This is a genomic window from Sediminibacterium ginsengisoli (genome assembly GCF_900167075.1).
Classification (GTDB): domain Bacteria; phylum Bacteroidota; class Bacteroidia; order Chitinophagales; family Chitinophagaceae; genus Sediminibacterium; species Sediminibacterium ginsengisoli.
Genome location: NZ_FUWH01000011.1, coordinates 12,455 through 36,715 on the forward strand (window position 1 = coordinate 12,455; position 24,261 = coordinate 36,715).

Consider the following 24,261-nt stretch of genomic DNA (forward strand, 5'->3'; position numbering starts at 1 on the left):
GTGAAGTTTGAAATTTATGAACCGCTTTAGAAATAGCATCATCGTGCTGCGCTGAGTCCCCTTCGGGAGACGTCAGCGAAGACCATCCCAGCCTGCCTGCACCGAAAAATGTTAAAAATACATCCAGCCCTGTTATTTACGCCCTATTTGCAGCAACTTTATAAGCAATAAGCGGATTTATGAGATGTTTCATCGTGCTGGCCATTCTTTTCTGTACCCAAACCATCGGCGCACAGCAGCAAAAGCTGAGCGTCTACTTCCGCTTTAACAGTGCTTCGCTGGACAGTTCTGAGCGTAAAAAGATCGACAGCATCCTGTACCTGAATAAAACCGGTATGAACACCGTAGATATTTTCGGCTATTGCGATGCGATAGGCAATAATACCTACAACGATTCCCTGGCCTGGGAACGCGTAAATGCCGTACTGCAATATTTCGGCACTACTACCATTGCCAAAGGCCAGGTTGGTAAAGCAGAAGCATACGGCAAGCGAAAGCCGGCCAACAGCAACCTGACCGAAGAAGAACGCCTCCGCAACCGGCGGGTGGATATATTCATCACCAATGATCCGCAGGCATCAACTGCAACAGCACAAACGCCTGCAGTACCGCAACAACCTTCGCTGGAAAAAAGGGTAAGCGACAGTTCGCTTAAAGCAGGCGATAATCTTGTACTGAAGAACCTGAACTTTATAGGAGGCCGACATATGCTGGTACGTGAATCCATTCCTGCCGCTTATGAACTGCTGGAAGTGATGAAGAAGTTCAGTACACTGGAAATAGAAATACAGGGGCATATCTGCTGCGCATTCGGTATCAGCGACGGACTTGATATCGATACGCAAACCAATAATCTTTCCGAAAACAGGGCCCGTTCTATTTATGAGTTCCTGGTCCGGAACGGCATTGCGGCTTCCCGCCTCAGCTACCGGGGCTTCGGAAGCTCAAAACCCATGTATTACCCCGAACGCACCATTGCGCAGATGGATGCTAACCGGCGGGTAGAGATCAAGATCATCCGTAAATAAGATCATAACCCGAAACTTCGCCGCACTCCCTCTTCAAATAAAACAGGATTATATCCGAGTAGCTTACGGGCTTTATCGATCTTCAGGCCTGAACGCTTTGCGCGCTTCACCCGTTCGGGGAAGGTATCAGCGGTTACAGGGGTAATAAGCGATTCGTCCAGTTGCAGCAAACGGGCAACCGTAAGCGCCATTTCATAAGGAGAAAGGATCTCCGGCCCGGCCAGGTGAAAAGCCCCGGTTAGTTTCCGTGTGATGATCTCAATGATCCCGTTACAGATATCAGGTGCAAATGTGGGCGTGCGCCATTGATCGGTTACTACTTTAACCGGTAATTGCTGCTGAAGATGATTACGGATCCAGTGTAAGAAATCCGCACGCATACCTTCGGCTTGTTCTCCATAAATAAAAACCGGGCGAACAATAGCTGTATCCAGGCCGCTGGCATTCACCAGGTTTTCTGCCATCAGTTTGCTTTCGCCGTAAAAATTAAGTGGCTGCGGTAGGTCATCCTCGCTGTGCGGGCCGTTATCGCCAAAGATGAAATCAGTTGATATGTAGATGAAAAAACTATTGTACTGCTGTGCGGTATGCAAGAGGTAACGGGTAACTTCAACATTATGCAGCAGGCATTTTTCAGGCTGATCGAAGCATTCGTCCGGCTTACTCATGGCGGCCGCATGGATCACAAAATGTGGTTGCACCAGGGAGAAAACCGCATCAATCCGGCTAACATCTGTTAGTTCAACGGCATGATAAACGATTCCTTCACAATAAGATAACCGGCTTTCGCCCCTTGCAAGCGCATGAACCTCAAACCCTTTGATTACAAGCATTCTGCAAAGATGCTGTGCAAGAAACCCATTGGCACCGGTAACAATTATTTTCATTTTACAAGATTACTGAAAATAGAATATGCGATCATTCTTGACATTTACTTTCAATTGCGTACTTTTGAAACTTAGTGTAGCCGGTACACTATACATTTACGATTGCCATAGTATTAAACTATTTATTCGTTCAAGAATTTCTCAACGACCATGTCTGAAAAAAAAGTTAACAAGATCGGAATTCTGACTTCGGGAGGCGATGCCCCTGGCATGAATGCAGCAGTAAGGGCAGTAGTGCGCACGGGCTTATACCATGGACTGGAAATGTTTGGCATCATGCGTGGATACAGCGGGATGATAGACGATGATATTTACCAGATGGATTCCCGTTCCGTAGCCAACATCATCCAGCGCGGCGGAACCATTCTTAAAACAGCAAGAAGCAAAGAATTCATGGAGCCGGAAGGCAGGAAAAAAGCATATGATAACCTCAGGAAAAGAGGGATCGACGGACTGGTGATCATCGGTGGCGACGGCAGTTTCCGCGGAGCTCAGAAATTCAGTAATGAATTCGATATTCCCTGTATCGGTTTACCGGGCACCATCGACAAAGACATTGCAGGCAGCGACTTTACCATAGGATTTGATACCGCAGTGAATACAGCTGTGGAAGCGATTGATAAGATCAGGGACACCGCAGATGCGCACGACAGGTTGTTCATTGTGGAAGTAATGGGGCGTGACGCGGGTTATATTGCATTGCACAGCGGCATCGCCACAGGCGCAGAAAACATTCTCGTTCCGGAAACAAAAACGGATATCGATGAGCTGATCAATTCACTCACCGAAAAAGAAAAAAGAAAAAAGCTGGTAAACCTCGTGGTAGTGGCAGAGGGCGACGAGTACGGCGGAGCGAATGAACTGGCCACCATCATCAAAAAACGCCTGCCCCAGGCAGATACAAGAGTTTGTATTTTAGGACATATACAACGCGGCGGCTCTCCTACCTGTCTTGACAGGCTGATCGCCAGCCGCATGGGCTATCATGCCGTTGAATGCCTCATGAACGGCAAACATAATGTGATGGTGGGAATCGTAAACAACAAAATGCACTACACCCCGCTTGACAATGCCATCAAAGCCAAACAGACAATCATGAAAGAATGGTTAAAGATCGTGAAGATCCTGGCCAGCTAAGTAACACACCGAAACAGAATCATTTTATAACGAGCAATCAACCAAATTTTCCCCAATGTCAAAAAACATCGATAAATACCTGCACCCCAATATGGATAAACAGGCAGGTGTTGAACATGTTCACCATCGTACCAAGATCGTAGCAACCGTTGGTCCTGCCTGCGATACTTACGAAAAACTGCTGGAACTTGTAAAAGCCGGCGTAAACGTTTTCCGCCTGAATTTTTCGCACGGAAGTCATGAAGACAAAGCAAAGATCATCGAACATATCCGCAACATTAACAAGACCGAGCCTTACAATATCTCCATCCTGGCAGATCTGCAGGGGCCGAAACTGCGTGTGGGACTGATCGAGAACAATGCGCTGGAAGTAAAAGTGGGAGACATCCTTACTTTTACCAATGAAGCCTGTGTGGGAACGCTCGAGAAGATCTATGTATCTTATCCGAACCTGGCCGGCGATGTAGTGGTGGGAAATATTATCCTGATCGATGATGGCAAACTCGAAGTAAGGGTTGTAAGCGTAGAGAACAACGGCGATGTGAAAGTGGTGGTAACACTGGGCGGTATCCTTTCTTCTAAAAAAGGCATCAACCTGCCGGATACCAAGATCTCGCTTCCTGCACTGACAGAAAAGGATCTGGCCGATCTTGAGTTCATCATTGAACAGCGTTGCGACTGGGTTGCACTGAGTTTCGTACGCAGCGTGGATGACCTCGTGATCCTGCGCAGCAAACTGAAAGAAAAAGACAGTAAAACAAAGATCATAGCCAAAATTGAAAAACCGGAAGCCCTGCTCAATATCCGCGATATCATTGTGGAGAGCGATGGCATCATGGTGGCACGCGGCGACCTGGGTGTTGAGTTACCGGTTGAAAAAATCCCGCTGATCCAGAAAGAACTGATCCGTAAATGTATTCACCGCGCCAAACCGGTAATTGTAGCAACCCAGATGATGGAAAGCATGATCGACCGCGTAAAACCAAACCGCAGTGAGATCACAGACGTAGCTAATGCCGTGCTGGAAGGTGCTGATGCAGTAATGCTCAGCGGTGAAACTGCCACAGGACAGCATCCCGCACTTGTGGTGGAAACAATGCGTAAGATCATCATGGAAGTAGAGAAAAAAGAATACCGCTACAACCGTTCAGAAGATCTGAAACCCCAGCCCCACTCTCCTTCTTTCCACAGCGATGCGATCTGCTACAATGCATGTAAGATCTCCGAAGATGTAAAAGCAAATGCACTCATCGGTATGACACAAAGTGGTTATACTGCGTTTATGCTGAGCAGCTACAGACCATCGTCGCCGCTGTTCATCTTTACCAAGGAAAAAAGTCTTGTAAACCAGCTGAGCCTCAGCTGGGGTGTAAGGGCACTATATTATGCAGAAGAGGAAAGCCTCGATGATATCATCCAGGACCAGATCAATATCCTGAAAGAAAGAGGATTTCTGAATACTGATGATGTAGTAGTGAATACGGGCAGTACGCCGGTAGACAAACATCTGCCTACCAATATCATCAAACTCACAAAAGTTAATTAACCTGGTTTATTCCGGATAAAAAGATCCCTGCATACAGGGATCTTTTTTTGTTCCTGCTTAAATTGCATCAAACGATCCGCTATAATGAAACAATTGCTCAGCCTCCTTTTGTTGTTACCTGTTCTGCTCAAAGCACAGCAACCCATGCTCATCCCGCAACCCGAACAAATGGAAGTGCGGCAGGGCAGTTTCACCATTTCAAAAAACACGAAGATCATTCTGCAGGGATCGGGACTGGAAAAATCTGCACGTTTCCTCAGGGACTATCTCGAAAAAATACACGGCATCAGCCTCCAGGTAAAACAAGGTGGTAACGCAGGCAAAGGGAATATTGTGTTGAATTATGAAAAGCAGGAATACCGTTTACCGGGAGCCTACAGGCTTGATGTAAGCAATGACGCTATTTACATTGCGGGCGATAATGGCGAAGGTTGTTTTTACGGCGTGCAGACACTCATTCAATTGCTGCCATTCCGGAAAGGACCTCAGCTGGCAGTCCCGGCAGTTGCCATCACCGATAAGCCACGCTTTGCATACAGGGGTATGCATCTGGATGTAAGCCGTCATTTTTTCCCGGTCTCTTTCATCAAAAAATACATTGATTTCATTGCGATGTATAAGATGAATTCTTTCCACTGGCATCTCACAGACGACCAGGGCTGGCGCATCGAAATCAAAAAATATCCCAGACTCACACAGGTAGGCGGTTATCGTAACGGAACCATTATCGGCCGTTACCCAGGCAAAGGAAATGATGGTATCCGTTACGGTGGTTACTATACACAGGAAGAAATAAAAGAAGTGGTAAAATACGCGGCAGACCGTTATATCACAGTGCTTCCCGAAATCGAAATGCCGGGACACGCTTCTGCCGCAATAGCAGCATACCCGCAGCTCAGCTGTTTCCCGGAAGAAGCTACGCGCCATCCTTCACAGACAGCATGGAATGGCGATAGTACGGGTAAAAAAGTACAGCAGTCCTGGGGTGTATTCCCCGATGTGTTCGCTCCTACGGAATACACATTTGAATTCCTGCAGAATGTGCTGGATGAAGTGATACAGCTATTCCCCGGCAAATACATCCATATCGGAGGCGACGAATGCCCGAAAGACAACTGGAAACGTTCAGCTTTCTGCCAGCAGCTGATCAAAGAAAAGGGCCTGAAAGATGAACATGGCCTGCAGAGTTACTTTATCAGGCGCATCGAACAATACCTCAACAAAAAAGGCCGCCAGATCATTGGGTGGGACGAGATCCTCGAAGGAGGGCTGGCACCCAATGCAACCGTGATGAGCTGGCGCGGTGAAAAAGGAGGTATTGAAGCAGCCCGGCAGCAGCACCAGGTGATCATGACACCCGGCGGCTGGATGTATTTCGACCATACACAGGATAAGAACGAAGATTCCGTTACCATCGGCGGTTATACCACCATCCAGAAAGTATACAGTTACGAACCCGTTCCCAAAGAACTCAACGAGGCAGAAAGCAATTATATCCTGGGTGCCCAGGCGAACCTCTGGACCGAGTACATCAAGAATACCGCTAAAGTGGAATACATGATCTTCCCGAGAATGAGCGCACTAAGCGAAGTATTATGGAGCCGGAAGGAAAAACGCAGCTGGCCGGATTTCGAGAAAAGGCTTGGAAATGAATTCAGCAGGTACGACTGGCTGAAACGGAACTACAGCAAAGCCTTCTTTAATACTGTGAATCAATAAACCTTAGAAGACGCACGAACAGGCAAAAAATTCAGGCTTGCGTTTTTTGAAATTGCATTTGCGGTTTTCTGCGGCTTATTTTGCGTTTTTGTTTCAGTTCTTGAAAAAGGTAACGTAACTTAGCATATCCAAAATACCCTCATTTATGGTTGATTCATTTGAAAAGATTCCGGTTGTTATTCATCCCGATTCAAAGGCCGGCTCCAGGTTTGCCGCTTCGGAAATTGCTGCCCTGATCCGTCAGAAACAAGCCGCCGGAGAAAACTGTGTGCTCGGTCTTGCTACCGGTTCTACTCCCATCAGCATGTATGCGGAACTCGTACGTATGCATCGCGAAGAAGGGCTCAGCTTCCGTAATGTGATCACATTTAACCTCGACGAATATTACCCGATCGATAAGGATGCATTCCAGAGCTACTGGAGCTTTATGCACCGCCACCTGTTCAATCATGTAGACATCGACCCGGCTAACATCAATATCCCGGACAGTAACTGGAAAAAAGAAGAGATCAAAAAATACTGTGCCGAATACGATGCCAAGATCCAGGCAGTTGGCGGCATCGACCTGCAGGTGCTGGGTATAGGTAATAACGGGCACATCGGTTTCAACGAACCTGGTTCCAGCATTTTCTCTACCACAAGACTCGTAAACCTCGATAACTCTACCCGTATTGCAAACGCCTACGAGTTTCAGCATATTTCGAAGGTTCCGAGACTGGCCATCACCATGGGCATCAGCACCATCATGAAGGCAAAACGCATCCTGCTCATGGCCTGGGGCATGAAAAGCGCGATCGTGGCCAAATCAGTGGAAGGTAATATCACAGAACAGATCCCCGCAAGCATCCTGCAGCAGCATAACGATTGTACTTTCATTATCGATGAACCGGCTGCGGCAGAACTGACCCGTATAAAAACACCATGGCTCACCGGCGACTGCGTATGGACGGATAAAATGATCAAACGTGCCGTAGTGAATCTCGGACTTAAACTCAACAAAGCGATCCTGAGTCTTACAGCATACGATTATAATGAGAATGGCCTGTCTGACCTGCTGGTGGAAAAAGGAGATGCTTACGAGATCAACCTGCAGGTTTTTTATATGCTCCGCGACAGTCTTACGGGCTGGCCGGGCGGCAAACCCAATGCTGTGATCCCGGCACATCCGGAACGCAGCACACCTTATCCCAAAAAATGCCTGATCTTCTCTCCGCACCCCGACGATGATATCATCAGCATGGGCGGAACTTTTATGCGCCTGCACGACCAGGGTCATGAAGTACATGTAGCTTACCAGACCAGCGGCAATATCGCCGTTACAGACGAATTTGTAACCCGTTTCATGGATTTCACGGTTGGATTTGAGCAGATGTTCGGCATCGACAGCTCCAAGAGCAGCGATATGCTGGAAGCTGCCCGCAAATTCATTTCAGGCAAACAGAAGAACCAGTCCGACACCTCAGATATCCGTGCCATCAAAGGCCTGATCAGACGTTGTGAAGCAAAGGCAACCTGCCGCTATGTTGGTCTAACCGAAGACAGATGCCATTTCATGAACCTTCCGTTCTATGAAACCGGTACTGTGGAGAAAAAACCGATGAGCGAAGCCGATATCGAAATCACGATGGAGCTGCTGAAAAAACTCCAGCCGCACCAGATCTACTGTGCGGGTGATCTTGCAGATCCGCACGGAACACATAAAGTATGCCTCGATATCATTTTCGAGAGCATGCACAGACTTAAAGCTGCGGGCGAACCATGGATCGATCAGTGCTGGGTATGGTTATACAAGGGCGCATGGCAGGAATGGGATATTTCCGAGATCGAAATGGCGATCCCGATGAGCCCCGACCAGGTGATGAAAAAACGCTTCGGGATCTTCATTCACCAGTCGCAAAAAGATATGGTTCCGTTCCAGGGCTCAGACAGCAGGGAATTCTGGCAGCGTGCAGAAGACCGTAACGCCAATACAGCTAATCTCTATGCGCAGTTAGGCATGACCAAATATGCCGCGATAGAAGCATTTGTGAGATGGCATTACTAGATTTTTTTTTGATATTGATTATAACAAAGGCACCACATCGCTGGTGCCTTTTGCTTAAAATTAGGGTAACAATAAGTTAACACTAAAGGCCATTCTCTATATTTGCCGGATGCAGCAGAAAGTGAACTGGTACCAGGGAGTGAATGCGGAATGGCGGGCGGCCTGGGCTGACAGGTCGTTCAGGATCAAATTCATTGTTGTGATCCCCGTACTGCTGCTGATACTGATCTCCTTCCCTGCTTTTTTCGGTTATATTGAAAAAAGACCGGGTATTTTCCTGGACGATTACCTGCTGCGGCAATTACCTCCTGCAGACATGTCGCTGCCTATTTTTATTATTATCTGGGGAATGACGATACTCTGGCTGCTGCGTTGTGTGCAGCGTGCTGCATTTGCATTACTGGTTCTTCATGCATTTACCATTCTTTGTATTGTACGCACGCTGACCATTTACCTGGTTCCGCTCGACCCGCCCGCCGGACTGATCCCGCTCGCCGATCCGTTCACCAGTGTGTTTTATGGTGGTACCGATATCTTCATGACGCGCGACCTGTTCTTTTCAGGCCACACATCGATCCAGTTCCTGATCTTCCTGACCCTGGAGAAGAAAACTGACAAGATCGCTGCAGCACTGTCTACCCTTTCCATTGCAGTACTGGTACTGGTGCAGCATGTACATTACAGTATTGATGTGGTTGGTGCGTTTATTTTCACATATGCCGTTTATATAGCTGCGCGGAAAACATCAGCTTACCAGCCGGCAAAACTGGCACTGGAATCCAAAGATTTTTAAAACGCTTCTCCCAATTGGAAATAGAGACCGCTGTTATTACCCTGGCCAATACCATAATCGAGCCGCAGGTTCAGCTTTTCACTTTTGTTCAGTGCGAAACGGAGGCCGGCTCCGAATGAATATTTGAGGTCTTTCAGTGCATAGTCTTTGTAATCATGCCCAACATCTCCCGCACTGCCGAAGGCCACGGCACCAAAACGTTTGTAAACCGGGAAACGGAATTCAGCCTGCAAAACGGCGAGACTGTTATCGCGGAAGCGCCCTGCATAATAACCACGCATACTGTTTGCCCCTCCGAGACTTGCCAGGCTGCGCAGCGGAGCATCATTACCGGTATTGTTGAAGCTGTATGCCTGTAGTGCCAGTACATTATCACCCCCTACGGAAATATACCTCCGGAAATCAAGTACAATATTGGTATAGCGGTGTTCGGAACCCAGGTACGAACCGAAATGATTGAAATAGACCTGCGCAAAGCCCCCTTTATCAGGCGAGAATGCATGGTTCCTGCTGTCATAGGTAAAACTGAGGCCCAGGCCGGCAATATGGTAGCCATCCCGGCCAACCACCTGCTGCTTGTCGAACGCGCCTCCCGCAACATATTTCACCTGGTCCACCAGCTGGTATTCGAACAGGGCCCCTACAAAGATCCGCCGGCCCAGCTTGCGCATCAGGTGCAGATAAGTATAGAATTGTTTAAAGGAATAAGGCTCTTTGGCGCTGTCGGGTGTGTATTTTCCCAGTCCCCAGAACTGATCCGGGAAAGAACTGAAAGAAATCTGTTCGTTCAGGATATAGCGTTCGCCATGGGCATACTGGGCCCCGTTGAGCGCAACAACCAGTTGTTTGTTGAGGGAATAAAGCCCCAGTGCCTGCAGGTTAGACGTCCGGCTTACCGTATCCTTTCTGCTTAGCCGGAAGGTCAGCGCGCCCGCAACCCCACCCGACCAGCCGGTTTCGATAGATTTGGCAAGTACCGGAAAAATGAGCAGATTACTCTTTTTTACCGAATCATTCTGGGCTTTCACCGTACCCGGATGGATCACCAGGGACAGGAAGAAAATGGCAGAACAAGCGAAGAAAAAACACAATTTTGTCATAAAAGACGCTAAATTAACCCCTTATATATTAAGTGGCGTAATCTCAAGCATAAATTGCTTAGATTTGCTTGTTTTTTAGACAGATTAAGGTTATGATTTTGTAATAATTAATTAACATTACACTAATATACGTTAACGCAATATAGGGTACGAATGAAAAAATGGGAAAGTCATTTTCAATTAGGTGATACGCTTACACAAGAGCAGCTCGACTTCTTTGATGAACATGGCGTGATCGTGTTCAGAAATTTTCTTACAAAGGAAAAAGTTGATACTTATATCAGTGAGCTGAAACGCCTTGAAAAGCAATGGTTGGAAGAAAAGCGCGAAAAAGTAAACGGTATTCCACTCAAGTTCGGTAAAGACGAACAGGGAAACCTGACCATACAACGTCTGTGCTTCAGTTCGCTTTACAGCGATCCGCTTCACCATTTGCTGGAAGAGCCACGCCTGAAAGCGCTCACCGCTTTGTTACAGCCATACGAAGGCCGTATCGCTGAGAATGAAAAAGATGGTCTGGTTATCAATAATTACATCAATACACCGAACAGCACATTTACCCAGATGGGCTGGCATACCGACAGCCCGCGCGACCTGTTCCTGGGCCAGAAGATCATGCCGATGCTGAACGTAGGTATCCACCTCGATACCTGTCCGTTCGAGAACGGTGGTTTGCGTGTATTACCAGGTACGCACAAGCAGAATGTGCTGAAACTGTTATTCGGTAAAAAATACTTTATCGATAATAACGACGATGACCGTGAAGTAGGTTTCGACCTGTATTCAGGAGATCTGTCGGTGCATGATGGCCGCCTGTGGCACCGTGTAAAGCAATCCCCGAAATTCGGAGAAGAAAGCCGTCGCCGTGTTATGTACGTGCCGATTGTTACAGGAAAGTATATGCCTAAAAACGAGAAGAGTAAAACTCCTTTCTACCACCGTTTTACCGGCAAAGTACACCACTAAACAACCCCCAAGCCAAGATATTCCGAACGGTCAACATAGTTTTGTTGACCGTTCTACTTTAAACAAGTTCATATGTCGTACGCCCTTATTACCGGCGCCAGCAAAGGCATCGGAAAAGCCATAGCAGAAACCCTTGCTGCCCAGAAGATCAACCTGCTGCTGGTAGCGCGCAGTGAAGAATTGTTAGAGCAGCTGGCAGACAACCTCGGCCGGCAGCACCAGGTGAAAACGGCATGGCTGGCCACTGATCTTGGCGATTCCGGTGCTACATCAGCCATTATGAACTGGATCAGGGAAAATGGTTACGAAGTGAATATTCTCGTGAACAATGCCGGCTACGGGCTCAGCGGCCGTTTCGATGCATACAGCGCCGAAGCGCATGCAGAAATGATGCGGGTGAACATGACCGTTCCGGTAATGCTTTGCCGCGAAATGCTGCCCCTGCTGCAACAGCACAGCCAGGCATATATCTTAAATATTGTGAGCTCTGCGGCTTACCAGGCGGTACCCGGCTTGAGTGTGTACGCGGCATCAAAAGCGTTTATGCTTCGCTTTACGCGCGGCCTTCGTTATGAACTGCGTAAAACCAATATTTCAGTTACAGCTGTGAGCCCGGGATCTACTGATACCGGTTTTGCACACCGGGCACAGGTGGGAGAAAAAGCGCTGAAAACAGCAGAAAAAGTGAACATGACCCCCGAAGCAGTAGCGAAGCAGGCAGTTGCAGCCATGTTTGCGGGCAAAACAGAACTGATTACAGGTTTTATCAATAAAGCAGGTGCGTTTTTTGCCTGGCTCCTGCCTAAAAAACTCGTGGAAAAAGCATCCGCAGGAATTTACGATCTTGATTAATGGAAAAAGAACACGGCCTGCGGTTCAATACCAGCCTGTGTTTGATGCAGTTTAGCGGTTTCTAACTGCTTCTGTATCATTTATTAATCAGAACATCTTATCCTGATATTTTTATAAAAAAACGACTTAGGTTTTGTTATTTCTCAATTTGCTTTTATATTTGCAACCCGTTACAACGGAATGGCTGCGTAGCTCAACTGAATAGAGCATCTGACTACGGATCAGAAGGTTTCAGGTTTGAATCCTGACGCGGTCACAAAAAGCCTCACAGAAATGTGGGGTTTTTTTATTGCCGCAAATTGTTACTCCTCCCCACAACCACAGGTGTTGGGAAGAATATAATAAATCTACGAGTCTTTGCAGAAACACTTCTTTAGGTTCGGTACCCAGCGAAGCTGAGGTAATCGAAATCATGCGCAGCACATTTCGATAGAGGCCAAAGAAGCGACGGAGCGAAGGCGATACCAAGCGGCCTGAGCGACTGGAAGCAATGAATTTGAAGTGGCTGAGTTGACAAAGCGATTATATTGTGCGATTCACAAAGGATTTTGAATTATGAATATTTATTTACATATTTGATCCATCCCCAAGAATCATATTCGATTGTTAGGCAATCCTGTCTGTGGGCTTTTTGAAGTTATTGCTAACTGCATTGGGCTAATTAAGAATTGCCTGCCCCAAAACTGACTATAATTCTATGGTGTATCGTTTAACAAAAAGCAAGTTATTTATTGCAGTACTAGTAGGTGTCGGACTAATTTTCTATGCCTGTAGAAAAAATGCCGTTTCCGGATTAAGCGTTCAGGAAAATATTACTGAATTGCAAGCATGGCTTCGCTCTAACGGTCTATCTTACAAGAGTGGTGAAATAGCCATCACAAACAGTAACGGAGTAACTGCAATAAACAAATTAAACTGGGAGCTTGCCAGTGCATTCAAATCAAGGAATAATTCATATTATGAAGTACCATTCGTGGATGAAAAAGATCAGAGGAAGCATACTGGTTTTAGCATGGTCTTTCAGAAGAATGCCAATGAAATAGTTGCCAGGGTAAAGCATTCATACGATAACCCTAATTCCGGCCCAGCAGAATCCGGGTATTCCAAAGTCACAATCTTTGATAGACTTAATGGAGACAACGATGCATCCTGGGCCTGGTATAACGGTTTAAATTTCCCAACGAAAGTTTACAAGAAGAAAGTTTCGTCAACAACAGATATAAGGATCAGAACAAATTCCCAAAATGACATAAGGACTAATGTAGCGGATGATTGCAGGCCACTTCTCGTCCCTGTTTATAATTATGAATGCAGGAGCACATACGTTGACACGCCTTCTCACCTCACTTGTGGCTATTATAGGGTTGGTTATGATCTCTATACGATTTGCTTTGAGTCACCCCCAGGGTCTTCTCCTGGCGGAAGCGGAGGCTGGCCTAGTCCCGGTGGTGGCGGAGGTGGTGAAGGTGGAGCATTTAATTATGACGAATATTTAGAAGTTAACAACAGGATTATTGTTGACTCTCTTGCTGGCTATCCCTGCGCGCAGAATATATTGGCCGTCATGTTCAATATTAATGATTCAATAGCCAGTGTAATAAAAACCTTATTTGGAGACACAAACTATATAGACATACGTTTTCAAGTTGATAATAATTTGGCTGGAACATCGACAGATGCAGAAACAAGACCGGGAGGAAGTCTAAGCACTTTCAGAGCTACCGTTAAAATGAATCCGGATGTGCTGAATAATTCTACACAAGAATATATCGCAGTGACATTTATGCACGAAGCCTTACATGCTTATATTGATTATTATCTGCATCTTGTTGATAGGAAACTGGTACATCAAAGTGTTTTTTCTACCTTATTTCCTCTATTTGCAGTTTATAGGTTTGATTCATTAAATACAACTGAATTGGCACAACATAATGCAATGGCAGAGACCTACGTAGATATGATGACAAGGTTTGTAAAAAATATGAGTCCTAGGGTTCCAGACTCTGTTGCCCGGGCTTTAGCATGGGGCGGCTTATATGAAACCACGGTATGGAAATTAAAAACCGATACAAACAGCATTAAAAATATAAATTGGACTGCGAGGGATGCCTCGTTACCAGACAATAAAACATGGAAACTAAGAAAATGCCCATAAAACGTAACATTCTATTACTTGCCTTGTTCCTGATTTCCGCAACTTCTGTAGTTCATGGACAGAACAAAGAAGAAACACGTAAATATCTGCAGACGCAATTGGAACGCTTTCTCGTACGATATGATCCTTATGAAAGCATATCATATACCAAAAGCGAAATTGTAATGCTGGAGATAGATATTAAAAAAAATGGTAAAATTAACAACGTTGCAGTATCGAGTATCTATACGGATACGGCATTTCGAAAATCACTGGTACATTCCTTATTGAAATTAAAGACGGAATTCTCTTTTCCTAAAGCAAAACCAGGCATTTACCCCGTGTGGGTTACATTTTTATTGGGTGATGACGAATGTACATTCAATATCAAATCCATATCGGGGCTGATCGGCACTGTCCAATCCAAATCTAAAAGTTATGACCAGGAGCCTATGGTTATAACAATCAGAAATTATCTCCCTCAAAGAAAAAACTGAAGCAAATTTATCCATCGGTTTACAATATAAATCTGCCGGATATGATCTAATTCTATCAGAACATTTCAGCTGACAGTCGAGTTTGTAAACAAAAGAGCCTACCTGAGGAAACAAATTAATTTCCAGGAATTAAAACGGAGGTTAGGATGCTAACAACAATAAAGCAAAAAACATTTTCATTCTTTGGTCTGGCATTGATCTATACATTGATAATCGGATTATCGTCCTGGATATTCAATAATATTCAATTTCAAAGAACCAAAAGTCCTTATATCAAAACTGATCTTATAGCATTGTTGCAAGTAGCTTTTGTTATATCATTCATGTTATGCGTGATATATTATTTGTTGAAATTTATTCCGCAGGTCAGAAAGTCTCTTTTTCTTGCAGGTGTTTGTATGCTGATTTTATCTTATGTGCTCTTTACGGCGATTTCGATGGTAGGCAGTCTTGGGGTTTTTAATCCTCTGTCAGGTGAATACCTGTTAGAATTCCTTGCTCGGTTTACGCCAACCTTCTTTATGGCTTATGTGGATCGCTTTTTAAGCAACCGATTATCAATTCGGGATAGTAGTCAACTGCGGTAAAATAATTTAATGATTTTTAAACGGCTGTAGCATTAACTACAGCCGTTCTTTTTGTGAATCTGGCGCTATTGCAATTTTGCTTTCATATCAAAGATTTAATTCCGGTACAATTACCAGAACCCCATCCTATTCAACCTTTTATTTTTAATTTGCCCCCATGGAAAAAGAAACGATGTTCAGCAACAGGCTCGGTAAAGTGTACAAACATCGCAGCAAACAGGCGCGCAGAACAAACGTGTCCTGCTACCGCATTTACGACCACGACCTGCCTGAATTTCCTTTCTGTATTGAACTGTATGAAGACAAACTTTACCTCGCCGAATACCTGCGCCGGCATGGTATGACGGATGAAGAACATGATGCCTGGCTCGGTGGCTGCCTTAAAATCATCACTGAAATCACGGGCATCGCTCCCGAGAATATTTATATCAGGCAACGGAAACGTATGTCGCACCGCGGAGACGATCAGTACGAAAAAATGGATACGAAGCAGGAATTCTTTACCGTATCCGAGCAGGGCCTGAAATTCCTGGTAAACCTCACCGATTACCTGGATACCGGCCTTTTTCTCGATCACCGCATTACCCGGCAACAGGTAAGAGAAAGCAGTGAGGGTAAAAACGTGCTGAACCTGTTCTGCTATACAGGTTCCTTTTCTGTATATGCAGCGGCCGGCGGCGCCAAAACTGTTACTTCAGTGGACCTTTCAAAAACTTACCTCAACTGGGCAGAAGACAATATGGTCATCAACCTGCTGAAGGATAAAGAGAAATACCGCTTTGTACATGCTGATGTAAAACAATACCTCAAAACCCTGCAACCAGACAGTTTCGACCTGGTGATCATGGACCCGCCAACGTTCAGCAACAGCAAGCGCATGAAAGATTTTCTCGATATCCAGCGCGATCATGTGGAACTACTGAACGATGTGCTCAGCGCGGTAACTCCCGGCGGCACGGTCTACTTCAGTACTAATTTTACAAAGTTTATACTAGATGAACCTGCCATAAAAGCAACCAGCATCAAAGATATCACCCGCAACACCACTCCTTTCGATTTTGAAGGGAAACTGAAAAGATGGTGTTACAAGATCATCAAATAACATTACCGGCTGTCTGGGGGCAATGCAAAACTATCCATCAGGTAGCGGCGAGTAACGAACATTCCCCGGTGATGATAATAAACCGAGTAGCTGTTTGCAATGGAATCAGGTGTGGTATAATAAACGGTAAGCAGGTAATTCTGTTTCACCGGTCCGCTCTGCCACCGGTCATAACCCGGTATCTGCTGAGTCTGGGAAAGCGGTGCGCCGAGGTAATCCTGAACAATGGAGCGCTTCTCTCCCAGCGGGAAACTTCTCCATTTGTAAGGAACGGCCCATACGGCAGATTTCGGAACGGCATAGCGGTATACGAAAACATAAGTCAGCGCTGATACGATCAGTACCAGCATCAGGCTTCCGATAACGTATTTTTTTCGGAGGGATGTCATTTCGTTTGATTGAATTTTCGGACGATCTATTTTCCTTCTTCCTTCTCTCCTGCATTTTTCCGGAACGGCTCCAGTGATTCGAGTGTGGTAGCCAGCTGTACATATAGCATGTTCACCATTTCGGACAGCTCTTCCATTGATACGTTTTCACTCTTTTTATAATCGATCAGCGTTTTCAACAATGCCACCGGGGCCTTGATCTCGTGCGAAACAATAGAAATTATCTTATTGTTTATAGCAAGCATCTTTTTCCCGAAGGCATCTGCGTCTGAATCGGCTGTTATTTCCATTCCTGCACGCAAAACCAGTAACACTTGTTCCGACAGTACTCTGAGCATTGATTGCTGCTGTTCTGTGAGTTGTCCGGGTTTATTATTGAGCAGGCAAACCGCTCCGATCTGTTTATATACAGGATGAATCAGGGGGACGCACGCAAAAAAACGGGCCCGCGATCCATCTTTGTCCATGATCTGGCCGGGAGTGGTTTCCAGGTCTTCCAAAATCCTTACCGACTGATCAGGACCAGCCGCTGAAAGAAATGAGTAACGGTGTAACTCCGGCACCAGGCCGAAACCGGTATGTATATATTCTTTACCAGAACGTGTCAGAACAATCAGCACCACCGGTACCTGGCAGATATCCGCAATGAGCGCTGCAAGTGAGCTTAGTTGCTTGTCCTGCTCAGCCGCGGCAAGCGGGTACCTAAAGGCCTTATAAGCCTGCAAGGAATCATCCACAGGATCAATTGCAGTTTCCATAGATATTGTTTCAGGGTCACTGCAAGATAAAAAAATTACAATTGACCGTTAGTATTAATCTGCTTCAAAGCCATAATCACGTTCTACAAGGCAGATCCGCGTCTTATATGCCTGGTACCAGGTTTCACGCCCTTTCTCCTGTGCATCCAGGTGTTCCGTATGCTGTTTCCAGTTACGGATCGACTCAAGACTGTCCCAATAGGAAACAGTAACTCCTAGTCCGCTCCGTGCAAATTCATGCCCAAGATAACCCGGCTGTTCCATAGCCAGTTCTACCATTCTGTCGGCAGTGGACTCATAATTTTCTTCCGCTTCGGTACGTAAAGACGTAAAGATCACCGCGTAATAAGGCGGTTTAGGTGTATTTGCAATTTTCATCATCAGGGTTTTGGTTTACCAGAGATGCCTTGGGCACCAGTCGCCATAACTGTTCCCTATCAGAAAGCCTACCAGGATCTCATGGGTTCCTTTGCTCACGGTATTCAGGTTCGATGTCTGAAGATCGTATGAATAGCCGATATTGATATTGCGGTTGAGGTTTACGCCAGCCATCGCTGCATAACCATCTTTGTAACGATAAGAACCGCCCAGCCAGAGCAGGTCCTGGTACTGCACTTTCGCGTTGATATCGAAACCCACAGGCAAAGGGCTGATATAACGGATCAGTGCCGAAGGCAGTAAACTCACATCATCCGATACTGGAATGCGGTAACCTGCACTGAAGAAAAGGTGCGGAATCAGTTTTCCCTTTTCCACATATACCTGGTTATCTGAAAATGCGATCTGCTGCGGAACGATCTGCTGCGCTGCAATACCCAGGAAATAATCTTTTGAATAAAGCCATAATCCGGCGCTGATATCCGGCCTGATCTTATTGATCACTCCACTTCCCGCCACTGCCGGATCTACTGTAACCGAACCGAAATTCAGTTTGGAAGCATCAAGGCTCATATTGGTAATACCTACTGATACGCCCGCCGAAATACTTGTTCCCGGTGAAATACCCATATGGTATGCATAAGATCCGTAAGCTGCGAAACGGTTCAGGGGACCGGTTTTGTCATTCAATATCGTAAACCCTATTCCATGGTGCGGCTCGGCAGCTACATAATCGCGCCAGTAAGCCGGTCCGCGCGGGTTGGATCCGCTGGCATGAAAGCTGGTAGGGTTCAATCGGTCGTAATCCCCTTTTTTTAATGGGCCCTGTATCGTAAAGTAAGTAGTTACAGGTGCATCCTGTACACCGATCCATTGCATACGGTGACTGGCTTTTGCATCCCAGTAATTCTCAATACCAGCCACTGCCGGATTGAGAATATAGTTGTTCATGATATACTGTGTATAGTAAGGACGCTGCTGTGCCGTTCCCGCAACGTAGGTGGTAAGGCAACAGCTCATCCATATAAAACGCATCAGTTTCTTCATACAGTCAGTCTATTTGATAATGGTAACAGAGCCTGTCATTGCCTGCCTGCCATTTCCGGGGTTGATGATATAATAATAAGTTGCAACCGGTAAAGGATTCCCCTGGTAAGTCCCATCCCATTCTTTGCCATAACCTACAGACCGGAAAACGATCTGTCCGTAACGGTTGTATACTTCCACCACTGCGCCCGGATAGGAATCAAGATACTTAATTTTCCAGGTATCATTGATGCCATCTCCGTTGGGAGAAAAGGCATTTGGAACATCCGGTGCCTGCAATACGCTGATGCGTACATGGGCTGTAGCGGTACAGCCTCCCTGTGCTGTAACCGTAAGCTGGTATGTGATGTCATTGACTGGCGTTGCCACCGGTGTGGCAATAATATCGCTGGAAAGATAGGTAGCCGGCGTCCACTTATAAGACAGCTGGTTACCATAAATCGTTGTAGGCACAATGGTAACCCTTCCGCCCGCCAGTATAAGGAGATCATTTGGCAGGGTGAGTTTGGGATTCGGGTAAACGGTCAATGGCTGAATAAGCGTATCGCTGTTGCATCCGTTGCTGTTCAGGATGTACAGACTGATATTCATAATGCCGGAATCCGTGTATGTTTTCTGCGGATTCTGCAGTGCAGAGGAACTGTTCTTACCCAACTCCCAATGCCATGAACTGATTGTACCCGAACTGCTGCTGCTCGCATCGGTAAATGAAACCTGTTTACCCGAGCAGATGCTGGTGGCCGACATGGAAAAACCTGCTTTCGGTTGCGGGAACACCGTGATATCCTTGTACAGTACACTACTGCAACTGCTGCCTCCCGAAAATGCCACCATCCTGACGCGGTAAGAAACACCGGCTGCTGTTTGCAGGTCGGGGTATGAGTGACTGAAGATCGCATTGACCTGCGGCGATGTGATCACTTCCTTTGCAGCCGGGTTATTGATATAATCCCAATACAGTTCAATCCTGGTCACATTACCAAAGTCAACCGTAGATTTGTTTTTGATCTCTACCGCTTTGGTACCGCAATAAGGCGGGTTATTGTTGAATTCGAAATCAGCTTTCGGTGTGCTGCCATTCACCGTAAAATTCTGTGATATGCTTGCAACACAACCCGTATTTACCGCAGTCACCGTCAATGTTACTTTATAATTATCCGCTTTCTGATAGCTGACCGCAGGATTTTTCTGTGTGCTTGTAGCAGTGAGCGGGCCTGGTGTTACGGCAGGTGTTGCATCATTGAATTTCCATAGATAGCTGAACTGTGCTGCACCCGCTGCGATTTTGGAAGTATCTGTAAACGTTGCGCTGCCATCGTTCAGACAAACCTGGGGTAATATAAAACCGGGTTGCGGTAATGGGTTTACAGTTACAGCTAAAGTATAAGGATCGCTTTTACAGCCGGTGCCGGTCTCTACCTGCAACGACACATTCCTGGTACCGTAAACCGGATATGTTGCGGTTGTAGCTGTATTCGCAGTATTGGTGAAAGGTCCGTTGCCGTTATCGAGATCCCAGGTCCATTTTGTAAGTGTACCGCGGGGCGTGGCAGACGCATCTGTAAAAGTAATGATACCCTGTTCGCAGATGGATGCCGGTATGGTAAAGCGCGCCGCCGGCTTGGCGTCTATTGCAATTGTGTTCGTTACCTGGTCTGAAATACAGCCTACGTCTGAGATGGATTGCAGCTTAATTGTATAGGAACCCGCAGCGGAATAGGTCTTTGGTGCAACCGCAGCTACAGACTGGTCCGAAACCGTGCCATCGCCGAAGTCCCATTGCCACCTGTTGATATTGCCGGTACTGGCAGTACTCTGATCTGTGAACTGCACCGCATCAGAAACACAGCCTGCATGCGTATAAACAAAAGCAGCTTTTGGCTTTTCGTATACCTTAACAGGAATAGTGAATATCTGATCCGTACTTCCGCAACCATCGGGTGTTGCAGATGTGGTGTAGATCTTGATCGTATCACGCAATGAAGTGGTATTGGCTTTGGTAAACGTGTATACCTGGTTGGTGCTGTAATAATAAAGTGTCTGACCATTGACTGTTTTACTGCTGTCGGAGCCGGGAGAAGCAACCGGGCCGATGCTGGCAGCAGGACTGATATTCGGCGCTGCAGAAAAATCCCATTTGATAGATGTAGGCTGAAAACTGATCGGCACAGCAAAACGAAGCGGGGTATTAACGCAGGTCACTGCAGAATCGACCCTGTTATATGGATTCTGAAAAGCCGCAGTCTGTGAAAAATCCTGCACATTGGTTCCGGCATTGTAACCATAGCTTTCTGCATTACCAAATCCGTAAGCAATGGCATTGAAACCGATATCCGAATATAAAGTATGTGAGCCCGGAGATACCGTAAAAATGGCATACGAATAGTTATTATCCTGCGGATGCGGCTGAAAATCTGCCGTGCGCGACACACCATCTAATGTAAAGCTCGCCGCTCCGCCTTTTTTGATGACCACATTGATATAGCTCTGCAGGATCTGCTGAGCACTGGTTGAATAAAGTGTGATCTGATTGATCGTCTGCTCTACCGGGCTCAGGTAGATCATTTCCGGATCACCGCCGATCCCGTTGTTTCCCGCACCGGTTCCGGATGGATTACCTTCTGTTCCCTGCGTAGTGCAGTATTGTGCCACGATGATCGGTTTATCCGACTCGATCAGGTTAGGTACGGGTGTTGCCGCGCTGTTACTGTTCTTGAACTGGTAATAGAAATTATTGATCAGGGATGAAGCCGGGATCACAACGCCATTCAGTTTAACAACGGTTGTGGGGTCCGACACGCAGATCCGGTAAAAATTATTGGGTTGACTTCCTGTTGGAACGGTCAGGTATTTCTTACCCCATGCAACAGCGGGTAAAGCCTGAGCAAAGAGATTATCAGCACTGCCGGTTGCATTTCCCCCGATACTCATTTTACCTGCACCGGAAAAAACAGCGATCTTTTTACAGCCCCCACTCCCGTTTGCACTCACCGACCTGATCTTTGAACCCGTCAGATCTGTACCCGCACTTCCGTTGGTTGTGCCCAGCACACTATAGATCTGGCCTTTATTCAGCGATATAAGGAAAGGAGCATTGGGTGCCAGCCCGTTTTTATTAGCCGCTGAAGGAGTGATTTCTACAGTAGTATTATCCTCAGTAGCCACCACAAAAAAGAATGAATTTGAAAAAGGCGAATTGGAAGACTGAGTATAGTTGATGGAGTAATACTCTTTTCCAAGCGTAGTGGTAGGAAAAAGAAGTGAGGCGCCCGATATACTGGCGTTATAAATATGCGCATAAGCTACAACCGGTTCATCGCTCGTGATATGGATCCCGGTATTAAACAATCCCGGACCGGAAATCCGGCAATCCAGCGAAGTTGTCTTTGGCAACGGCGCACTGATGGTAACCTGGTTGGCAGTAACCGTATATTGCTGCGAATATCCTACTCCCGGCACTTCTACCGTAACTTTTGCGTTTTTATCTGATGTAAAATATAAGACCATTTCCTGGCTGCCGCCATTGGTCAGCGGATCGCCGGTTGTACTGGAAACCATGCTAACATGATAACCGTAGCCCAGCCAGAAGTCCTTCCCTTTATTGGAAAAATCCTGTGAATAAGATAATAATGCTCCGATGCTGCACAGGAGTGCAAGCAGTGATCTCAACTTCTTCATTGTTGGGTTACAGTTACAGCTACGCAAAACGGCTTACCAGGATATCAGAGCAACGTATGGTTAAAATTAAGGGGAAATGACCTCTCTTTTTGGTAAAGAGTCCTTAAAATGAAAATTTGCTGCCCTGCAGCAAACCGGAACTTGCCGGTCCTTCGCAAAATAACAGGTCCAGTATGGAGAGATTTGGCTGAAAACCGATCCGGTCGGCAAATACCTGGGTATAAAAAATATCACCTTTCCGATCGTCCTGCTGGAAATTTTTGGGCAGGAAATAGTCCCGCCGGTCAATGGCATGCGCGGCATCTTCCGGTCGTACCGTTTTAGCGGGCAGTAAAATTTTGAGTTGACGCGCCAGCCATTCCAGGATTTCCTGGTTCATGTCTGCGAGATACTCATGCTTCTTCCTGAAAAAGTCTTCCAGCCAGGGCGCATAAAATTCAAAAAAAGGGGACCGGTTATAACAGGACACAATTGTGCGCCAATGTTGCTGCTGCCAGTCCTGGCTGTAGCTGATGCGGACTTCAGCAGTAGGTATTTTTTGTGTACGTCCTTTTTCCAATGGAACGGATAAATGAATCAATCCGTTGCTTCCTGCAACCACACAACGGTTGCGAAAACTCATTTTACGGTACTCTTCGGATAATATAATTCCATTATTTGTTCCGAAAAACAAAATTTTACTATAATTAATCGTTGGAAAATATTGAATTTCAATGATTTCAATACTCATAATTAAATCATTTTATTACCATTCTATAGTTGGTAAAATTGTAGAGAAAAGAGCCGAAATTAATTCATTAATTAGATCAATTAAACATTATAATAAATTGATTTTAAGTATATTAATTGCGATTCTACTAAACTCAATTTATTAGTATCGTTATAACGTTAATTCCAATGATCATATGCGATACATTTTAGCATGACTGATCACAAAAATACATCAACCAAAAACCAAATCTACCCTATTCCTGCCAATTTGAAGAAACCGGTCATTCACCTGCTTCAATAAAAACTCGAGGCCGCTCCTGCCCTTCTCCATAGTAGCATTTATCAGCGGGGACCGGCTATCCATTATATTTATGGAAAACTGCAGGTACTCGTTTATTTTGCATCAAACATCAAAGCACCGTTGAAAAGAATTCTGCCTTTATTGCTATTCCCCCTGGTCTTTATCGCCTGTCAGAAACCGAAAGCATTCGACTACCGCGACGTCAAGAATGTAAAACTTGAAACCCTGGGATTTGATCAGACTGCCCTCACTATGGACCTTGTCTATTATAACCCGAACGGGTTTGGCGTTGACCTGCGAAAAGTGGATTGCGACATCTATATAGACAACCATTACCTCGGTAAATTCAAGCTCGATACCCTGATGCATATCCAGCGGCGGTCAGAATTTGTACTTCCGTCCAGGATCATGGTAGATATGAAGGGGGTCTATAAAAATGCTTTTACCCTGCTGTTCAGCAAAGAAGTGCTTATTAATGTAAAAGGTACCACAAGGGTTGGCAAGGCAGGGATTTTTGCCAATATACCATTCAGCTATGAGGCCCGGCATAAACTCGATCTGTTTTAGTGATCATAAGCCCGCCGGAACATTGGCAGCGTTATTCTTT

At 45.9% G+C, this 24,261-nt stretch carries 20 protein-coding genes and 1 tRNA gene; 13 read left to right on the top strand and 8 right to left on the bottom strand.

The genetic code is table 11. The features are described 5' to 3' along the window. The first annotated feature begins 179 nt into the window (after positions 1-179). Positions 180-1,028: an OmpA family protein gene (locus B5D42_RS15300; RefSeq protein WP_078832406.1), complete on the top strand. Its 849-nt coding sequence runs from the start codon at positions 180-182 to the stop codon at positions 1,026-1,028. Between the two features lie 2 nt (positions 1,029-1,030). On the opposite strand, the gene B5D42_RS15305 is transcribed toward B5D42_RS15300, so the two are convergent. After that, complete coding sequence (locus B5D42_RS15305) at positions 1,031-1,915, bottom strand: SDR family oxidoreductase (protein WP_078832407.1); 885 nt, start codon at positions 1,913-1,915, stop codon at positions 1,031-1,033. A 150-nt stretch (positions 1,916-2,065) separates the two neighbouring features. Between B5D42_RS15305 and pfkA the strand changes: the two genes are divergently transcribed. The 5 genes from pfkA to B5D42_RS15330 all read left to right on the top strand — a co-directional run bounded on the left by pfkA (position 2,066) and on the right by B5D42_RS15330 (position 9,154). Further along, positions 2,066-3,052, top strand: coding sequence for a 6-phosphofructokinase (pfkA, locus tag B5D42_RS15310; protein ID WP_078832408.1), 987 nt, complete (start codon positions 2,066-2,068; stop codon positions 3,050-3,052). Between the two features lie 55 nt (positions 3,053-3,107). Next, entirely contained in the window at positions 3,108-4,598 is a 1,491-nt protein-coding gene (gene pyk / locus B5D42_RS15315) for a pyruvate kinase (RefSeq protein ID WP_078832409.1), read from the top strand. 84 nt (positions 4,599-4,682) lie between these two features. Continuing rightward, on the top strand, positions 4,683-6,317 hold the full coding sequence (locus B5D42_RS15320; protein ID WP_078832410.1) for a beta-N-acetylhexosaminidase: 1,635 nt from the start codon (positions 4,683-4,685) through the stop codon (positions 6,315-6,317). 145 nt (positions 6,318-6,462) lie between these two features. Next, positions 6,463-8,361 carry a glucosamine-6-phosphate deaminase gene (nagB, locus tag B5D42_RS15325; RefSeq protein WP_078832411.1) on the top strand — a complete coding sequence of 633 codons (1,899 nt, stop codon included), beginning with the start codon at positions 6,463-6,465 and terminating at the stop codon, positions 8,359-8,361. A 109-nt stretch (positions 8,362-8,470) separates the two neighbouring features. Beyond that, positions 8,471-9,154 carry a phosphatase PAP2-related protein gene (locus B5D42_RS15330; RefSeq protein ID WP_078832412.1) on the top strand — a complete coding sequence of 228 codons (684 nt, stop codon included), beginning with the start codon at positions 8,471-8,473 and terminating at the stop codon, positions 9,152-9,154. Here B5D42_RS15330 and B5D42_RS15335 read toward each other — a convergent pair. Further along, positions 9,151-10,254, bottom strand: coding sequence for a BamA/TamA family outer membrane protein (locus B5D42_RS15335; protein ID WP_078832413.1), 1,104 nt, complete (start codon positions 10,252-10,254; stop codon positions 9,151-9,153). The genes B5D42_RS15330 and B5D42_RS15335 overlap by 4 nt on opposite strands. A gap of 153 nt (positions 10,255-10,407) precedes the next feature. Between B5D42_RS15335 and B5D42_RS15340 the strand changes: the two genes are divergently transcribed. From B5D42_RS15340 to B5D42_RS15365, 6 genes are all read left to right on the top strand, one after another. Next, the gene (locus B5D42_RS15340; RefSeq protein WP_078832414.1) at positions 10,408-11,220 is read left to right on the top strand and encodes a phytanoyl-CoA dioxygenase family protein; all 813 of its coding nucleotides are present in this window, start codon (positions 10,408-10,410) and stop codon (positions 11,218-11,220) included. A 72-nt stretch (positions 11,221-11,292) separates the two neighbouring features. Next, a complete protein-coding gene (locus B5D42_RS15345) occupies positions 11,293-12,072 on the top strand; it encodes an SDR family NAD(P)-dependent oxidoreductase (protein WP_078832415.1) in 780 nt (259 codons plus the stop codon). A gap of 182 nt (positions 12,073-12,254) precedes the next feature. Continuing rightward, positions 12,255-12,328 (top strand) — tRNA-Arg (locus B5D42_RS15350). Between the two features lie 441 nt (positions 12,329-12,769). Next, complete coding sequence (locus B5D42_RS15355; protein WP_078832416.1) at positions 12,770-14,227, top strand: hypothetical protein; 1,458 nt, start codon at positions 12,770-12,772, stop codon at positions 14,225-14,227. Continuing rightward, positions 14,203-14,703 carry a hypothetical protein gene (locus B5D42_RS15360; protein ID WP_139367194.1) on the top strand — a complete coding sequence of 167 codons (501 nt, stop codon included), beginning with the start codon at positions 14,203-14,205 and terminating at the stop codon, positions 14,701-14,703. Before B5D42_RS15355 ends, B5D42_RS15360 begins: the two co-directional genes overlap by 25 nt. Positions 14,704-15,447: 744 nt before the next feature. Next, positions 15,448-16,392 carry a class I SAM-dependent methyltransferase gene (locus B5D42_RS15365; RefSeq protein ID WP_245825727.1) on the top strand — a complete coding sequence of 315 codons (945 nt, stop codon included), beginning with the start codon at positions 15,448-15,450 and terminating at the stop codon, positions 16,390-16,392. Positions 16,393-16,394: 2 nt separating this feature from the next. Here B5D42_RS15365 and B5D42_RS15370 read toward each other — a convergent pair whose 3' ends face one another. From B5D42_RS15370 to B5D42_RS15395, 6 genes are all read right to left on the bottom strand, one after another. Next, on the bottom strand, positions 16,395-16,781 hold the full coding sequence (locus tag B5D42_RS15370) for a hypothetical protein (RefSeq protein WP_078832419.1): 387 nt from the start codon (positions 16,779-16,781) through the stop codon (positions 16,395-16,397). A 26-nt stretch (positions 16,782-16,807) separates the two neighbouring features. Further along, positions 16,808-17,539, bottom strand: coding sequence for a GAF domain-containing protein (locus B5D42_RS15375; protein ID WP_078832420.1), 732 nt, complete (start codon positions 17,537-17,539; stop codon positions 16,808-16,810). A gap of 54 nt (positions 17,540-17,593) precedes the next feature. Continuing rightward, the gene (locus tag B5D42_RS15380) at positions 17,594-17,920 is read right to left on the bottom strand and encodes an antibiotic biosynthesis monooxygenase family protein (RefSeq protein WP_078832421.1); all 327 of its coding nucleotides are present in this window, start codon (positions 17,918-17,920) and stop codon (positions 17,594-17,596) included. Positions 17,921-17,932: 12 nt separating this feature from the next. Further along, positions 17,933-18,964, bottom strand: a complete 1,032-nt coding sequence (locus B5D42_RS15385) for a PorP/SprF family type IX secretion system membrane protein (protein WP_078832422.1) — start codon at positions 18,962-18,964, stop codon at positions 17,933-17,935. Positions 18,965-18,973: 9 nt separating this feature from the next. After that, positions 18,974-22,642: a PKD domain-containing protein gene (locus B5D42_RS15390; RefSeq protein ID WP_078832423.1), complete on the bottom strand. Its 3,669-nt coding sequence runs from the start codon at positions 22,640-22,642 to the stop codon at positions 18,974-18,976. Positions 22,643-22,745: 103 nt separating this feature from the next. Next, entirely contained in the window at positions 22,746-23,372 is a 627-nt protein-coding gene (locus B5D42_RS15395; RefSeq protein ID WP_078832424.1) for a WbqC family protein, read from the bottom strand. A gap of 402 nt (positions 23,373-23,774) precedes the next feature. Between B5D42_RS15395 and B5D42_RS15400 the strand changes: the two genes are divergently transcribed. Then, positions 23,775-24,221 (top strand): LEA/WHy family protein, encoded by a 447-nt coding sequence (locus B5D42_RS15400; RefSeq protein WP_078832425.1) that lies wholly within the window; start codon positions 23,775-23,777, stop codon positions 24,219-24,221. The last annotated feature ends 40 nt before the right edge of the window (positions 24,222-24,261 follow it).

Excerpts from the sequence above, each read along its gene's own strand:
- nagB (WP_078832411.1), top strand. The coding sequence starts at position 6,463 with ATGGTTGATTCATTTGAAAAGATTCCGGTTGTTATTCATCCCGATTCA.
- B5D42_RS15345 (WP_078832415.1), top strand. The coding sequence starts at position 11,293 with ATGTCGTACGCCCTTATTACCGGCGCCAGCAAAGGCATCGGAAAAGCC.
- B5D42_RS15360 (WP_139367194.1), top strand. The coding sequence starts at position 14,203 with ATGGAAACTAAGAAAATGCCCATAAAACGTAACATTCTATTACTTGCC.
- pyk (WP_078832409.1), top strand. The coding sequence starts at position 3,108 with ATGTCAAAAAACATCGATAAATACCTGCACCCCAATATGGATAAACAG.
- B5D42_RS15335 (WP_078832413.1), bottom strand. The coding sequence starts at position 10,254 with ATGACAAAATTGTGTTTTTTCTTCGCTTGTTCTGCCATTTTCTTCCTG.
- B5D42_RS15355 (WP_078832416.1), top strand. The coding sequence starts at position 12,770 with ATGGTGTATCGTTTAACAAAAAGCAAGTTATTTATTGCAGTACTAGTA.
- B5D42_RS15365 (WP_245825727.1), top strand. The coding sequence starts at position 15,448 with ATGGAAAAAGAAACGATGTTCAGCAACAGGCTCGGTAAAGTGTACAAA.
- B5D42_RS15380 (WP_078832421.1), bottom strand. The coding sequence starts at position 17,920 with ATGATGAAAATTGCAAATACACCTAAACCGCCTTATTACGCGGTGATC.
- B5D42_RS15385 (WP_078832422.1), bottom strand. The coding sequence starts at position 18,964 with ATGAAGAAACTGATGCGTTTTATATGGATGAGCTGTTGCCTTACCACC.
- B5D42_RS15330 (WP_078832412.1), top strand. The coding sequence starts at position 8,471 with ATGCAGCAGAAAGTGAACTGGTACCAGGGAGTGAATGCGGAATGGCGG.
- B5D42_RS15340 (WP_078832414.1), top strand. The coding sequence starts at position 10,408 with ATGAAAAAATGGGAAAGTCATTTTCAATTAGGTGATACGCTTACACAA.
- B5D42_RS15375 (WP_078832420.1), bottom strand. The coding sequence starts at position 17,539 with ATGGAAACTGCAATTGATCCTGTGGATGATTCCTTGCAGGCTTATAAG.
- pfkA (WP_078832408.1), top strand. The coding sequence starts at position 2,066 with ATGTCTGAAAAAAAAGTTAACAAGATCGGAATTCTGACTTCGGGAGGC.
- B5D42_RS15300 (WP_078832406.1), top strand. The coding sequence starts at position 180 with ATGAGATGTTTCATCGTGCTGGCCATTCTTTTCTGTACCCAAACCATC.
- B5D42_RS15390 (WP_078832423.1), bottom strand. The coding sequence starts at position 22,642 with ATGAAGAAGTTGAGATCACTGCTTGCACTCCTGTGCAGCATCGGAGCA.
- B5D42_RS15320 (WP_078832410.1), top strand. The coding sequence starts at position 4,683 with ATGAAACAATTGCTCAGCCTCCTTTTGTTGTTACCTGTTCTGCTCAAA.
- B5D42_RS15305 (WP_078832407.1), bottom strand. The coding sequence starts at position 1,915 with ATGAAAATAATTGTTACCGGTGCCAATGGGTTTCTTGCACAGCATCTT.
- B5D42_RS15395 (WP_078832424.1), bottom strand. The coding sequence starts at position 23,372 with ATGAGTATTGAAATCATTGAAATTCAATATTTTCCAACGATTAATTAT.
- B5D42_RS15370 (WP_078832419.1), bottom strand. The coding sequence starts at position 16,781 with ATGACATCCCTCCGAAAAAAATACGTTATCGGAAGCCTGATGCTGGTA.